Source organism: Streptomyces sp. BJ20 (genome assembly GCF_022869105.1).
Classification (GTDB): Bacteria; Actinomycetota; Actinomycetes; order Streptomycetales; family Streptomycetaceae; genus Streptomyces; species Streptomyces griseoincarnatus.
Map to the genome: position 1 here is coordinate 2193214 of NZ_CP094918.1, position 14049 is coordinate 2207262.

11 protein-coding genes are annotated in these 14049 nt (G+C 73.9%); 6 read left to right on the forward strand and 5 right to left on the reverse strand.

The annotated features are described in order from the left end of the window. Positions 1-3: 3 nt before the first annotated feature. The gene (locus MTR79_RS10005; protein ID WP_244789783.1) at positions 4-1488 is read right to left on the reverse strand and encodes a helix-turn-helix transcriptional regulator; all 1485 of its coding nucleotides are present in this window, start codon (positions 1486-1488) and stop codon (positions 4-6) included. Positions 1489-1747: 259 nt separating this feature from the next. Here MTR79_RS10005 and MTR79_RS10010 point away from each other — a divergent pair, with 259 nt between their 5' ends. Further along, positions 1748-2413: a hypothetical protein gene (locus tag MTR79_RS10010; RefSeq protein WP_086703875.1), complete on the forward strand. Its 666-nt coding sequence runs from the start codon at positions 1748-1750 to the stop codon at positions 2411-2413. Between the two features lie 218 nt (positions 2414-2631). Then, a complete protein-coding gene (locus MTR79_RS10015) occupies positions 2632-3057 on the forward strand; it encodes an ATP-binding protein (RefSeq protein WP_086703874.1) in 426 nt (141 codons plus the stop codon). Between the two features lie 75 nt (positions 3058-3132). Here MTR79_RS10015 and MTR79_RS10020 read toward each other — a convergent pair whose 3' ends face one another. Together MTR79_RS10020 and MTR79_RS10025 are read right to left on the reverse strand one after the other, a co-directional pair. Further along, positions 3133-4176 carry a DUF2637 domain-containing protein gene (locus MTR79_RS10020; RefSeq protein ID WP_086703872.1) on the reverse strand — a complete coding sequence of 348 codons (1044 nt, stop codon included), beginning with the start codon at positions 4174-4176 and terminating at the stop codon, positions 3133-3135. 338 nt (positions 4177-4514) lie between these two features. Next, the gene (locus MTR79_RS10025; protein WP_244789784.1) at positions 4515-5387 is read right to left on the reverse strand and encodes a (2Fe-2S)-binding protein; all 873 of its coding nucleotides are present in this window, start codon (positions 5385-5387) and stop codon (positions 4515-4517) included. A 167-nt stretch (positions 5388-5554) separates the two neighbouring features. On the opposite strand from MTR79_RS10025, the gene MTR79_RS10030 reads away from it, so the two are divergent. Beyond that, positions 5555-6400: a GntR family transcriptional regulator gene (locus MTR79_RS10030; protein WP_244789785.1), complete on the forward strand. Its 846-nt coding sequence runs from the start codon at positions 5555-5557 to the stop codon at positions 6398-6400. 121 nt (positions 6401-6521) lie between these two features. Here the strand turns inward: MTR79_RS10030 and MTR79_RS10035 are convergent, their stop codons facing one another. Together MTR79_RS10035 and MTR79_RS10040 are read right to left on the reverse strand one after the other, a co-directional pair. Continuing rightward, the gene (locus tag MTR79_RS10035; RefSeq protein WP_086703878.1) at positions 6522-7289 is read right to left on the reverse strand and encodes a hypothetical protein; all 768 of its coding nucleotides are present in this window, start codon (positions 7287-7289) and stop codon (positions 6522-6524) included. A 576-nt stretch (positions 7290-7865) separates the two neighbouring features. After that, on the reverse strand, positions 7866-9560 hold the full coding sequence (locus MTR79_RS10040) for a PucR family transcriptional regulator ligand-binding domain-containing protein (RefSeq protein ID WP_244789786.1): 1695 nt from the start codon (positions 9558-9560) through the stop codon (positions 7866-7868). A 342-nt stretch (positions 9561-9902) separates the two neighbouring features. Between MTR79_RS10040 and MTR79_RS10045 the strand changes: the two genes are divergently transcribed. Genes MTR79_RS10045 through MTR79_RS10055 form a run of 3 tightly spaced genes read left to right on the forward strand, consistent with a single transcriptional unit; the run spans position 9903 to position 13755 of the window. Next, positions 9903-10793 carry a xanthine dehydrogenase family protein subunit M gene (locus MTR79_RS10045; RefSeq protein ID WP_244789787.1) on the forward strand — a complete coding sequence of 297 codons (891 nt, stop codon included), beginning with the start codon at positions 9903-9905 and terminating at the stop codon, positions 10791-10793. Beyond that, the gene (locus MTR79_RS10050; RefSeq protein WP_086703510.1) at positions 10793-11368 is read left to right on the forward strand and encodes a (2Fe-2S)-binding protein; all 576 of its coding nucleotides are present in this window, start codon (positions 10793-10795) and stop codon (positions 11366-11368) included. The genes MTR79_RS10045 and MTR79_RS10050 overlap by 1 nt, the downstream gene beginning before the upstream one ends. 2 nt (positions 11369-11370) lie before the next feature. Beyond that, entirely contained in the window at positions 11371-13755 is a 2385-nt protein-coding gene (locus tag MTR79_RS10055) for a molybdopterin cofactor-binding domain-containing protein (RefSeq protein WP_244789788.1), read from the forward strand. Positions 13756-14049: the final 294 nt, after the last annotated feature.

Consider the following 14049-nt stretch of genomic DNA (forward strand, 5'->3'; position numbering starts at 1 on the left):
CGTTCAGTTGTTCCGGGCCCGCCAGGAGCGGTTCAGGGTGTCGTACTCGTAGTGCGGCAGGCCCCCGAGGGCACTGGTGCGGAAGGGACGGCCCCGGTCGTCGATCCGCACCGTGCCGGTGCGGCCCTGCGAGGACCAGTCCAGCTCCAGCCACCAGCGGCAGTCGCAGCCCTCGGTGCGGGCGGTGATCAGCAGCACCTCGGGGTCGGTCGCAGACACCCGGTACGGCATCCGCACCGCGGGGACCGGCGTGCCCGCGTCGTTCCCGGCGACCGCGCGGGCGATCGGCCGGTCCTTGTCCAGGTCCACGTCGAAGTAGCGCGGGGTCAGCGCGCCACCGCAGCCCTGGTCCATCGCGTACGCGGTGCCGGGCGCCGGGGCCGAACGGCCGGTCACCCGGACGCGCAGCGCCGTGAGGACGACGGCCGTGTCGGACTTGCCCTGCACCGACAGCTCCACCAGCGTCTCCTTGCCGTGCACGGCGCCCTGTGCGGCCGCCCAGGTCCGGGCGTCCTGCGGGGCGGGCGGCGGAGGCACCTGGGCGGGCGGCTTGGCCACCACGTAGTCGTGCCCGCAGCCGTGCGCCCAGACGTGGTCGTTCACCGACCAGGTGAGGGGCGGTGGCCCCGCCGGCGCGTCGTCCGGTGCGGTGGGGGAGCCCGCAGGGCTCGGCGTCCTGGACGCGGTGCCGTTCCCGCCGTGACGGGCGGAGGGGGAGGGGGACGGTGAGGACGACGTCGAGGCCGAGGGGGAGCCGGTGGGCGCGACGGACCGGGCGGGGCCCGCACCGTCCCCGATGCCGCTCTCCTGACTTTCCTCCGCCGCCCCGACGGCCCCGGTCCCGGACGTCTTCCGGTCGTCCGGCAGGAACGACAGACTCCCGACGGTGGCGAGCACGGCACACATGGCGGCGACGGCCACGACGACGCGCTTGCGCCGCCAGCGGCGGGGCCTGGGTGCGGGGGGACGGCCCACGGGCCCGCTCACGACATGCGTGTCGTCCCCGCCCGGCCCCTCGGCGTGGCCGAAATCGTTCGCCTCGACGGCGGGGCCCGAGGAGGAGCCGGGCAGCTCGCCGTGGGAGGGGGTGTCAGGGCCGTCGTATCGTGCCGCCTCGGGCGAGACGTCCGCCCCGGAGTCCTGTTCCACGGCGGGCGCACGCCGGCCCGCCTCACCGGGCGCGTCCGAAGCCGTCGAGTCCGGCACCTGGGGCGAAGCCGCCCCGCCCCGCGGCCGCCTGCGTGCCTCCGCCGCGCGGAGCCACAGGCGGTGGAGGTCGAGGCGTTCCTCGGGGGTCGCGCCGCACAACGCGGCGAAGCGTTCGAGCGGGGCGAAGTCGACCGGGACCGCGTCGCCCGCGCAGTAGCGGTGCAGGGTCGAGGTGTTCATCCCGAGGCGGCGGGCCAGCCGGCCGTAGCTGCGGTCCGTGCGCCCCTTCAGCTCCCGCAGCAGCGCCGCGAACTCCGTCACCTCGTCCTGTGCCGACACCGGCTCCCTCTCCCCGTCGCTCGTCCGCGTCCGCCTCCACCGGGCGTCCCAGGGCATCCCAGGCACCCTGTATCACTGCACGTCGGACGGGCTGGGACGGTTCCATGCCGGGGAATCGGGCGGCTGCGCTTGCGCCGGTCGTCCGCGACGGCGGATGCTCTGACCACGGCGAACCGCTCCGACGGCCCGGACGGACCATCCCGGCCGTCGCGGCGCACGTGTTCGTCATTCCACCACGCACATCCCACGGGGGTCACCCATGCCCGTCCGCACACGTGTCGCGGCGCTCGCCGCGCTCACCGCCACCGCCCTCGCCGTAGGCGCGGCCGCCACCACACAGGCCGGCGCCGCGCCGGGCGAGACCGTACAGAAGAACGCGGCAGCGAAAAGCGCGTCCGCGCCGAAGAAGGCCGCCGCCCCCAGGTTCCTCGCGGCGTCCGAGCTGCCCCCGCACCCGACCGGCTGGACCGCGGGTCCGGTCACCGACGGCTTCCCCGAGCAGCTCGCGTACTGCCTGGGCGAGGGCGTGCCGGCGTACGACTACCGGCACCGCCTGTTCCACACCGAGCTGGACACCAGCGCCGTGCAGGTCACCGTCGTGACCGGGTCCGCGGCGAAGGGCAAGGCGCTGGCGGACCGGCTGAACAAGGAGATCCGCACCTGCGCCGCCCGGCTGGAGCGGCTGTACCCGGAGATCGAGGCCGAGGGCCGGTTCTTCGGCACCCTGCCCGTCGAGGAGGGGGCGACGGTGCACGGCCTGCACACCGAGACGTCGTACGGCGCCACGGACGTCAACCTGCTGTCCGTGGGACGTGACGGCCGCACCGTGACCGTCGTCGGCTGGGGCCGGATGGGCGACTTCGACGACGCCCCGCTCGCCGCGTTCAAGAAGACCGCGAAGAAGGCGGTCACCAAGCTCTACTGAGGCACCTCAGTTCCGCGACCACCGTGTGAGAGCCGGGGTCGTCCTCTCGCCACGGGGGTCGGGAGGACGGCCCCGCACCCCGTTGTGTGGCCGTTGCACTTCGGACAACCACGGCTCACGACCGCTCCGTATGACTGCCGTGTGAACGACCGGGCAAGCATTCCCGTGTAGGCGTTCGAGCAGGTGGGGGAATCGGCAGCGGCACGCGGGCGGGGGTCATGAGAAGTCAGGCTTCGGCGGATCGGCTGAGGCGCACACTGGGGCGTGCGGATCTGCGGGCGGTGGCCGAGTCCCGCCGCGCCCTGCGCGAGCTGTTACGCCACCGGTGCGATCCGGAGCGGTCCGCGGTCGCGGAACTGCTCACCAGCGAACTGGTGACCAACGCCCTCGTCCACACCGACCGCGACGCGGTCCTCACCGCGGACGTCGGCCCCTGGGGACTGCGCGTGGAAGTACGTGACTTCACCTCCCGCGAGCCCCGCCCGCGCCCGCGGACGGGCAACGACACCACGAACGGGCGGGGCCTGGTGCTCGTGGAGTCCCTCGCCGACGCCTGGGGCGTCAGACGACACGGCGTGGGCAAGTCCGTCTGGTTCGCGCTCGGGCCGGAGACGGAAACGGGGACGGACGCCGACGCGGCGTGAGGGAGGCGGTTTCCCACCGCGCCCCTCACGCCGCGTCGCGTCGTCGTCCGGCGCCCGGCCGCGTCGTACGGGCCGTCAGCCGAACTGCTGTTCCAGGTCCTTGAGCTTGCGCTCCAGGCTGTCCAGACGCGGCAGCGCCTGGGTGTCGTCCTCGGCCGTGAGATCGACCGTCCGCGCCTCACCGCCGGAGCGGCGGACCGGCTGCAGGGAGGGACGCTGGGCGGGTGCGGGCAGGGCCTCCGGCGCCGCTATGGCAGGCTCCGCGGTGACCACGTCGGACTCGCGCTCCACCGTGGCCTCCAGCTCGCGTCCGCCCCGGCCGCCGAACCCCCGGTGGCCGCGGCTGATCGCCTTCAGGCGGGCCCGCTCCATGCGCTCCTGCTCCCGCCGGCGCCGCTTCTCCTGCTCCTTGCGGAGCTTGTCCTCGCGGACCTCCTCGACCGCTTCGTCGAGGCTGCGCACGCCCTCCAGCAGCATCAGCGACCAGGCGCGGTAGGTCTCGCGGGGGGCGCGCAGCCAGCGGACGATGCGGATCTGCGGCAACGGCCGCGGCACCAGGCCCTGTTCCCGCAGCGCGGCGCGGCGGGTCTGCTTCAGCGCGCGGTCGAAGAGGACCGCGGCGGACAGGGACATGCCCGCGAAGAAGTGCGGGGCGCCCGCGTGGCCGATGCCACGCGGCGCGTGGACCCAGTTGAACCAGGCCGCGGCGAAGGCGAACGTCCATACGAGTATGCGCGAGCCGAGGGCCGCGTCACCGTGGCTGGCCTCGCGCACGGCGAGCACCGAGCAGAACATCGCCGCGCCGTCCAGGCCGAAGGGGACGAGGTACTGCCACCCGCCGGACAGGCCGAGGTTCTGTTCACCGAAGCCGACCAGGCCGTGGAAGGACAGGGCGGCGGCCACCGCCGCGCAGCAGAACAGCAGCACGTAGGAGACGGTGCCGTAGATGGCCTCCTTGCGCCTGCGGCGCTCCTCGCTGCGCTCCCACGAGTCGTCGGCGCTCGTGTCCTTGACCGAGGAGCGCTTGCCGCGCGCCAGCACCGCCACCGCCGCCAGCATGCCCAGGAGCAGCACGGCGCCCGGAAGCAGCCAGTTCAGCGATATGTCGGTCAGTCTCATCTAGGGGTCCCTTGCATTGGGATAGGGCGTAACGCCCGCCATGGTGGCCCAATCCCGGCGTCCCTCAGGGGGTTTCGGGGCAAGAGGCCGCCAACGTGGTGCGAGGGGGGTGTCCTGGGCGGCTTTCTGCTCGAACTGCCGCATGAGGGGCGGGAGTTGAGTTCGAATAAGACTACCCGTACGGATGGTTCCACGGAGTAATCCTGCGGGCGGTGAGGAAATTGTGAAGTGCTCGTGACCTCGCCGCTCCGTCCGGCGCGCGTCGGCGGCGGACACAACGATGGGGCGGCCCGGACGATCTTACGTCGTCCGGCCGCCCCGCCTTGTCCTACGTCGCGTCAACCGGCCTGCCCGACCAGCTCCTTCTCCCGTTCGGGGGCGCGCACCGCGGTCCGCTCCTTGGCGCAGGTGCGCGGGCAGGTGGCGCAGACGTCCGCCGGGCGCAGCGTGTAGAACATGCAGCAGCTCACCCGCTCCCGGGTGGCGGCGGCCGGTTCCCCGCCGGGCTCGGACGGCCTGCGGAACGTCACCGCGCCGACGTACGGCTGCGTCGCGCCCGGCAGCAGCAGCTCGAGCTCGCGCAGAGCCCGCTCCTCCTCGCCGAGCAGCCCCGCGACGTACCAGAGGCTCTCGACGATCTCGTCGGTCGCCATGCCCCACAGCGCCCGGCCGCGCCGGCGCATGCGGGGGCCGAATCCGGCCAGTACGGGCTCCAGGTGCTCGGCGACCGCCGCGCGCACCTCCGCCCGCAGCGCCTCCTCGTCCTCCACGACGCGCGCGCCGGGCAGGGCGGCGGCCGGGTCGTCCGGCAGGCAGGCGAAACCGGCGGGGCGTACGGCCATGCGGCCGACGGCGAGCCCGGCGGCGGTGCGGTCGAACGAGACGTGCGTCACGGGGTAGCGCGGGACTCGGCGGTGCAGGAACCATGGCACGGTGATCAGCAGGCAGGCCGGCCAGGCGTACCGGTGCAGACCGAAGCTGGCGATGACGTCCGGGCGGCCCTGCTGCCCGTAGTCCCGCCGCACCTGCGTGTCGTCCCAGGCGAGGAAGGCGTCCATGGTCTCCCCGCCTGCGGCGAGGTCGGCGGCGGCGACCCAGCCGCCGCCCCGGGGGGCCGCCTCACCCGCGCCGAGCTCGGTGACGGCGAGGGCCGGGAAGGCCTCCGCCAGGCGGGCGTACGCGTCCGCGACGGCCGAACCGGGCACGGCCATGGGACCACCCCTTCACGTCTCGTGGAGCCGGGCAATAAAAGGTAAGCCTCACCTTACCCAACATCGCGGAGATGTGAACTGGCGTCCGATGCGCTTATGGTGCTTGACGCACAGGTGCCAACCCGCCGTAATGACCCCAAGTACCGACACGTCCGCAGGAGGACCTTGTGAAGCAGGGCACGCAGGGCTCCGCCGGGACGACGACGGGCGAGGCGGCCGCGGCCGCCGAGGCCGCCGCCGGGACCGCACGGAGCCGCTACCGGGTGCCCTCCCAGCCGGCCGCAGGTGAAGCGGACCGGCGCCGCGACGCCGGAGCCGCCACCGAGGGGTCCGCGCGCGGTGAGCACACCCACGGCGAGCCCGCCCTTCCGCGGCCCCGGCCCGCCGTCCAGCGGTCGTCCGTACGCGGTCAGGTCCTCGCCGCCCTGCGCACCGCGCTGGTCACCGGCGACCTGCGGCCCGGCGAGGTCTACTCGGGGCCCGTGCTGGCCGAGCGCTTCGGCGTCTCCGCCACGCCCGTCCGCGAGGCCATGCAGCAGCTCGCCCAGGAGGGCGCGGTCGAGGTCGTGCCCAACCGGGGCTTCCGGGTCGTCGAGCGCGGCCCGCGGGAGCTGGCCGAGCTGGCGGAGGTGCGCGCGCTGATCGAGGTCCCGGTGATGCTGCGGCTGGCCCGTACCGTGCCGGCCGAGCGGTGGGCCGGACTGCGCCCGCTCGCCGAGGCCACCGTCCGCGCCGCCTCCTCCGGCTGCCGCGCCACGTACGCCGAGGCCGACCGTGCCTTCCACAGCGCGGTCCTCGCCCTCGCCGGCAACCAGCAACTGGTCGGCGTGGCCGAGGAGTTGCACCGGCGCGCCCAGTGGCCCCTGGCGGGCGGCGGCGCTCCCGGCGGCGGCACCCGCGCCGAACTCATCGCGGACGCCCACGAACACACGGCCCTGTTGGACGCGTTGATCGCGGGCGACCTGGACGTGGTGCGGGCGCTGGTGGGGGAGCACTTCAACGGAGCGGAGTAGGAGGGGGCACCCCCTCCGACACACGCCCCGGCGGCCTCGAGCACGGGCCCTTCGACCGGAACCCGGAACCCCCGGGTGCCCGGTCCCTCGGTTCACCCGAACGAGGCCCCCTTGAAGCGGCTCACGCCGTCGCCGCGTCCTCCTCCGGAGGGGCGAGGCGGTGGGCGAGCCAGGTGGGGACTCCGCCCAGGAGGCGGAACAGGCGGCGGGCCTCCTCGCGGAGACGGGCGGCCTCGGGCTCCGTCTCCGTGTCCGCCAGGGACACCAGTGCCGGCGCCGTGCCGACCAGGTACCCCAGCTCCTCGCGGATCCGCAGCGACTCCGCGAACCCGTGCCGGGCCTCCGTCAGCTCGCCCTCGCGCAGGGCCAGTCCGGCGAGATGGCGCCAGGTGGCGGACAGCAGCAGCGGGTCGGCGTGGGCCGTGGCGCCCGCGTGGGCCCGCCGGTACGCCGCGCGGGCGGCCTGCGGGGAGCGGGTGAGGTTCTCCGCGATCAGACCGCGCCGGAAGTCCAGCAGCGGCCGCCCCGCCGCGCCCGGCGCGATCAGCGCGGCGGCCCGGCCCAGCGCGGCGCGCGCCTCGTCGGCCCGGTCCCGGACCTGCAACAGCGTGGCGGCGTAGGCCAAGTACCCGCGTTCACAAGCGGCCGCGCCCCGCTCGTCGTCGGTGTGCGCCAGCGCCTCCGCCGTGCGCAGCGCGTCCTCCGCGTCCTCCCACCCCGCCTCGGTGTACAGACACCGCTCCACCAGCAGCGACGCCCGCTGCAGGGCGGCCTGGGGGGTGGCGGGGGCGAGCAGTGCGGCCGCGTCCACCCAGCAGGCGCGGGAGCGAAGCCGCCACACCGCCGTCTGGAGGGGATCGTCTTCGGCGGTCGTTCCGTCACCGGACATGGCGGTATGCGCCACGTTGCCCTCCCCGAGCACGCCATCGAGCTGTTGAGTGGTGGCCGCATCTCAGCACGAACCACCGGGCCCGGCCAAGAGGGCGGGTGAAGGATTTCACAAAGTCATGGGGGGCGGGGCGGAAGCGGGGAGTCCGGCCTGTGGCCGGGTCGGGGGAGGGCGGCACCCTCGTGGCTGGATCCGTCGCGCGGCGGGTGCGGGCCGGTTGTGGCTGGTCGCGCAGTTCCTCGCGCCCTTGGGGGTGTTTGGACCTGCGGTCGGTCCCGCAGTTCCCCGCGCCTCCGTGAGGTGTTGCGCCTGCGGTCGGGCGCGAGCGTCGCGGTCGGTCTCGGTCGTGCGGGTTGGTTGTGGCTGGTCGCGCAGTTCCCCGCGCCCCTGGGGGTGTTTGGACCTGCGGTCGGTTGGGCGCTTGGACGGATGGGCCTCGCGGCCGGTGGGGTCGTGCGGCGGGTGCGGGCCCGGTCGTGGCTGGTCGCGCAGTTCCCCGCGCTCCTGAGGGGGTTGCCCTGAGGGTGGTTGCGTAAGCCCCCGCGTTCCGCGGGGTGTTGCAGTCCTGGGCGGTGCTCAGCTCATCCGCAGCGCCAGGAAGAAGTCCAGCTTGTCCTCCAGCCGTGACAGGTCGCGCCCCGTCAACTGCTCGATGCGGCCGACGCGGTAGCGCAGTGTGTTGACGTGCAGGTGGAGGCGGGTGGCGCAGCGGGTCCAGGAGCCGTCGGAGTCGAGGAACGCCTCCAGGGTGGGGATCAGCTCGGCGCGGTGCCGGCGGTCGTACTCGCGCAGCGGGTCCAGCAGCCGGGCGGTGAACGCGCGCCGCACGTCGTCGGGCACGAACGGCAGCAGCAGCACGTGCGATGCCAGCTCCTGGTGTCCGGCCGCGCACACCCGGCCGGGGCGCGCCGCCGCGACCCGGCGTGCGTGCCGGGCCTCCTCCAGCGCGCCGCGCAGCCCCTCGGCCGAGTGCACCGCCGCGGACACGCCGACGGTGAGCCGTCCGTCGCCGTCCAGGCCCGCCGTCAGCGGCCCGCGTACGGACTCCAGCAGCGCGTCGGCCAGCACACCCGCCTCGGCCTCGTCGTGCTCGTCGGCCACGGAGGGCAGCGGGACCAGCGCGATCGCCTCGTCGCCGGTGTGCGCCACCGCGATCCGGTCGGACGGCTCGGGTCCGGTCGACGCCGGGTCGACCAGGATCTCCTCGAGCAGCGCCTGTGTGACCGGGCCGGCGTCGCCGCGCCCGTCCTCCCACTCGACCCGGGCGACCACGACCTGCCAGTGCGGCGCGGTGCCGAGACCGGGCAGCAGCACCGGCGCGGCGACCCGCAGGCGCGCCGCGATCTCCCCGGGCGCGGCGCCCGTCTGCACCAGCTCCAGCACCTCCTGGGCGAGCCGCCGCCGCACCGTGCGCGCCGCGTCCCGCCGGTCCCGCTCGACGGCGATCAGCTGCGTGACACCCTGAAGCAGGTCCAGCCGCTCCTCTGCCCAGTCACCCGCGTCCGCCTCGACCGCCAGCAGCCAGTCCGCGAGCATCGTCTCGCGCGGGTCGGCCGGCTCGGAGGACGGACCGTGCCCGCTGCCCCGCACCGGGAAGAGGCTGTACGTCGTCCGGTCCAGCACCACCCGGTGCGGGCCGCGCCGCCCGGTCCGCACGGCCGCCAGATGCTCCGCCGCGAGCCGCGCGCACGCCTCGGTGTCCAGCGCGGGCACGCCTCCGCGCGCCCCCGAGGTCTCCTTGGGCGCCGCGATCAGCCGGCCGGTGGGCGAGAGCACCCACGCGCGCAGGTCCAGGTCGGAGCCGAGCAGGTCGAGCACCACGTCGGGGCCGCCGCCCGCCGGTCCGGAGGTCATCATCCGCCGGTGCCGGTCGACGACGGCCGCCAGGTCCCCGGCGCGCTCGCCGGACACCTGCCGCACGACGTGCTCGGTGATGGTCGCGAACGCCACCGACTCGTGCACCGCGAACAGCGGCAGCCTGTGCCGCGCGCACGCCTCGACCAGGTCGTCGGGGACGTCCCCCAGCTCCGCCTCGCCCGCGGCCAGCGCGGCCACCCCGGCCTGGACCAGGATCCGTACGAACGGCTCGGAGTCGGCGGCGTCGCGGCGCCAGGCCAGCCCCGTCAGCACCAGTTCGCCGCCGGACAGATAGCGGCTGGGATCGCGCAGGTCGGTGGTCATCACCCCGCGCACCCCGCGGTCCAGCTCGTCCTCCCCGCCGAGCAGCTTCAGGCCCAGCGCGTCGGTGTCCAGCAGTGCGCGCAGCCGCATTCTCGTCGCCGCCGTTCCTTGTCTCGTCACCCGTGGGAGGGGGAAGGGATGGTCGGGAGAGGCCCCGGGGGACTGGCCTGCGGACATGCTCCGCCGGCTCCCGATCGCCTTCCGCGTTACTGGAGGAAGACCGGAAGGTTACTGAGGCTCTCCGTTCATATGAATCTACAAGATGCCCGCGTTGGCCAGCCAACTCCTTCATGGTTTCCGTGACTGACCCGGGCGGAGTACGCGGCGGTGTACTGGGCGCACTCCACGTGAACACCGCAGGAACGAGCCGGGCCCGCCGCACACGGATTGGCTCAATCTGTACGCCCCACGAGACGAAGAAGAGAGCCGGTCATGGACTTCCTTCGACCCGCCAGCTGGGAGGAGGCGCTCGCCGCGAAGGCCGAGCACCCCACCGCTGTGCCGATCGCGGGCGGCACCGACGTGATGGTCGAGATCAACTTCGACCACCGCCGTCCCGAGTACCTGATGGACCTCACCCGCATCGGTGATCTCCACGCATGGGAGGTGGGCGACGACACCGTACGGCTCGGCGCCTCCGTCCCCTACGCGGAGATCATGGAGCATCTGCGCCCCGAGCTGCCGGGCCTCGCCCTCGCCTCCCACACGGTCGCCTCCCCGCAGATCCGCAACCGCGGCGGCGTCGGCGGCAACCTCGGCACCGCCTCCCCGGCCGGCGACGCCCACCCCGCCCTGCTCGCGGCCGGCGCCGAGGTCGAGGTGGAGTCCGTGCGCGGATCCCGCCGCATCCCCATCGACGACTTCTACACCGGTGTGAAGCGCAACGCGCTCGCGCCCGACGAGCTGATCCGCGCCGTCCACATCGACAAGGCAGACGGACCGCAGCAGTACTCCAAGGTCGGCACCCGCAACGCCATGGTCATCGCCGTGTGCGCCTTCGGCCTCGCCCTGCACCCGGAGACCCGCACGGTCCGCACCGGCATCGGCTCGGCCGCCCCGACCCCGATCCGCGCGCGGGCCGCCGAGGACTTCCTCAACGCGGCCCTGGAGGAGGGCGGCTTCTGGGACAACGGGAAGATCATCACCCCGTCCGTGGCGAAGCGGTTCGCCGACCTGTGCGCCGCCGCCTGCAACCCCATCGACGACGTGCGCGGCACCGCGAGCTACCGCCGTCACGCGGTCGGCGTGATGGCCCGCCGCACCCTGACCTGGACCTGGGAGTCGTACCGCGGCGCCCACCGCACCACGGAGGGAGCCGCGTAATGCGCGTCAACTTCACCGTCAACGGACGCCCCCAGCAGGCCGACGACGTCTGGGAGGGCGAGTCCCTCCTCTACGTCCTGCGCGAGCGCCTCGGCCTGCCCGGCTCGAAGAACGCCTGCGAACAGGGCGAGTGCGGCTCCTGCACCGTACGGCTCGACGGCGTGCCCGTGTGCTCCTGTCTGGTCGCCGCAGGCCAGGCCGAGGGCCGCGAGGTCGTCACCGTGGAGGGCCTCGCCGACCACGCCCGGCGGCGCGCCCGCGGGGCCGGCGGCACCTGTGGCACCTCCCTCGACGAGGCCAAGGGATGGACGGCCGACGGCACCGACTCGCAGACCGGTGAGGGCGCGGAACTCTCACCCGTGCAGCAGGCGTTCATCGACGCCGGCGCCGTCCAGTGCGGCTTCTGCACCCCCGGGCTGCTGGTCGCCGCCGACGAGATGCTGGAGCGCCGTCCCAACCCGTCCGACGCGGACATCCGCGAGGCGCTCTCCGGCAACCTGTGCCGCTGCACCGGCTACGAGAAGATCATGGACGCGGTCCGCCTCGCGGCCGCCCGCCAGTCCGAGGGGGTCTGAGCATGCCCACGAACGGCGTTCCCACGAAGATCACACAGGGGTCCGGCACCAAGGGCGGCATCGGGGAGTCCACCCTCCGCCCCGACGGCACCCTCAAGGTCACCGGAGAGTTCGCGTACTCCTCCGACATGTGGCACGAGGACATGCTCTGGGGCCAGATCCTGCGCTCCACCGTCGCCCACGCCGAGATCGTCTCCATCGACACCGCCGAGGCCCTCGCCACGCCGGGCGTGTACGCCGTCATGACGTACGACGACCTGCCCACCGAGGTGAAGCACTACGGCCTGGAGATCCAGGACACCCCGGTCCTCGCGCACGGCAAGGTACGCCACCACGGCGAGCCCGTCGCGATCGTCGCCGCCGACCACCCCGAGACGGCCCGCCGCGCCGCCGCGAAGATCAAGGTGGACTACCGCGAACTGCCCGTGATCACCGACGAGGCGTCGGCGACCGCACCGGACGCGGTCCTGGTCCACGAGCACCGCGACGACCACCACATCGGGCACGTCCCGCACCCCAACATCGTGCACCGCCAGCCCATCGTGCGCGGCGACGTCGCGGCGGCCCGCGGGCGCGCCGACGTGATCGTGGAGGGCGAGTACACCTTCGGCATGCAGGATCAGGCCTTCCTCGGCCCCGAGTCCGGCCTCGCCGTGCCCGAGGAGGACGGTGGCGTCCACCTCTACATCGCCACCCAGTGGCTCCACTCCGACCTGCGCCAGATCGCGCCCGTGCTCGGCCTTCCCGAGGACAAGGTGCGGATGACCCTGGCCGGCGTCGGCGGCGCGTTCGGCGGGCGCGAGGACCTGTCCATGCAGATCCACGCCTGTCTGCTCGCCCTGCGCACCGGCAAACCCGTCAAGATCGTCTACAACCGCTTCGAGTCCTTCTTCGGCCATGTCCACCGCCACCCCGCCAAGCTGTACTACGAGCACGGCGCCACCGCCGACGGCAGGCTGACCCACGTCAAGGCGCGCATCGTCCTCGACGGCGGCGCGTACGCCTCCGCCTCCCCGGCCGTGGTCGGCAACGCCTCCTCCCTCGGCGTCGGGCCGTACGCCGTCGACGACGTCGACATCGAGGCGATCGCCCTCTACACCAACAACCCGCCCTGCGGCGCCATGCGCGGCTTCGGCGCGGTCCAGGCGTGCTTCGCCTACGAGGCGCAGATGGACAAGCTCGCGGCTCGGCTCGGCATCGACCCGGTGGAGCTGCGGCAGCGCAACGCCATGGAGCAGGGCACGCTCCTGCCCACGGGGCAGCCGGTCGACTCGCCGGCACCGGTCGCCGAACTCCTGCGCCGCGTCAAGGCGATGCCCATGCCGCCCGAGCGCCAGTGGGAGTCCAGCGAGGGAGCCGACGTGCGTCAGCTCCCCGGCGGCCTGTCCAACACCACGCACGGCGAGGGCGTCGTCCGGGGTGTCGGCTACGCGGTCGGCATCAAGAACGTCGGCTTCTCCGAGGGCTTCGACGACTACTCCACCGCCCGCGTCCGCATGGAGGTCGTCGGCGGCGAGCCCGTCGCCACCGTGCACACGGCGATGGCCGAGGTCGGCCAGGGCGGCGTCACCGTACACGCCCAGATCGCCCGCACGGAGCTGGGCGTCACCCAGGTGACGATCCACCCGGCCGACACCCGCGTCGGCTCGGCCGGTTCGACGTCCGCGTCCCGCCAGACGTACGTCACCGGCGGCGCGATCAGACACGCCTGCGGGCTGGTCCGGGAGAAGGTGCTGGAGCTCGGCCGGCGCAAGCTGGGCTCCTACCACCCGGCCTGGGCGCACGCCGAACTCCTGCTGGAGGGCGGCAAGGTCGTCACCGACGGGGGAGAGGTCCTCGCCGATCTCGTGGACGTCCTCGGCGACGAGGCCGTCGAGGTCGAGGAGGAGTGGCGCCACCGCCCCACCGAACCCTTCGACCTGCGCACCGGCCAGGGCAACGGCCACGTCCAGTACTCCTTCGCCGCACACCGCGCGGTGGTCGAGGTCGACACGGAGCTGGGCCTGGTGAAGGTGATCGAGCTGGCCTGCGCGCAGGACGTCGGCAAGGCGCTGAACCCGCTGTCCGTCGTGGGCCAGATCCAGGGCGGGACCACCCAGGGCCTGGGCGTGGCGGTCATGGAGGAGATCCTGGTAGACCCGCGGACGGCGAAGGTACGGAATCCGTCCTTCACGGACTACCTCATCCCGACGATCCTCGACACCCCGACCATCCCGGTCGACGTCCTGGAACTCGCCGACGACCACGCCCCGTACGGCCTCCGAGGCGTCGGGGAGGCCCCGACGCTGTCGTCGACCCCGGCGGTCCTGGCGGCGATCCGGGCGGCGACGGGTCTGGAGTTGAACAGAACTCCGGTCCGGCCGGAACACCTGACGGGCACGTCGTGACGCCGGGTGCGGGCCGGCTGCCGCCCTGGCTGCGGGCGGTCGTGCCTCCCCCAGTGCCTTGAGGGCCTGGGGGGACCCCAGGGCGGCACGGGTGGGCGCAGCGGCACCCCGCCGACGCCGGGTGCGGGTCCTCCGTGGCTGGTCGCGCAGTTCCCCGCGCCCTTGAAGGCGCGGTGCCGTCACGCCCGCTGCAAGAGCCCCGCACCCGCCCCTGAAGGCGTGCTTCAGCCCCGGCCGCCGCAGGCACACCAACGCCGTTCAGGCGTACCTCGTTCGTCTCGGGCCGTCCCCCGG

Coding starts and splice junctions, on each gene's coding strand:
- MTR79_RS10045 (WP_244789787.1), top strand. CDS start 9,903: ATGGACTTCCTTCGACCCGCCAGCTGGGAGGAGGCGCTCGCCGCGAAG.
- MTR79_RS10040 (WP_244789786.1), bottom strand. CDS start 9,560: ATGCGGCTGCGCGCACTGCTGGACACCGACGCGCTGGGCCTGAAGCTG.
- MTR79_RS10010 (WP_086703875.1), top strand. CDS start 1,748: ATGCCCGTCCGCACACGTGTCGCGGCGCTCGCCGCGCTCACCGCCACC.
- MTR79_RS10055 (WP_244789788.1), top strand. CDS start 11,371: ATGCCCACGAACGGCGTTCCCACGAAGATCACACAGGGGTCCGGCACC.
- MTR79_RS10025 (WP_244789784.1), bottom strand. CDS start 5,387: ATGGCCGTGCCCGGTTCGGCCGTCGCGGACGCGTACGCCCGCCTGGCG.
- MTR79_RS10020 (WP_086703872.1), bottom strand. CDS start 4,176: ATGAGACTGACCGACATATCGCTGAACTGGCTGCTTCCGGGCGCCGTG.
- MTR79_RS10035 (WP_086703878.1), bottom strand. CDS start 7,289: ATGTCCGGTGACGGAACGACCGCCGAAGACGATCCCCTCCAGACGGCG.
- MTR79_RS10015 (WP_086703874.1), top strand. CDS start 2,632: ATGAGAAGTCAGGCTTCGGCGGATCGGCTGAGGCGCACACTGGGGCGT.
- MTR79_RS10050 (WP_086703510.1), top strand. CDS start 10,793: ATGCGCGTCAACTTCACCGTCAACGGACGCCCCCAGCAGGCCGACGAC.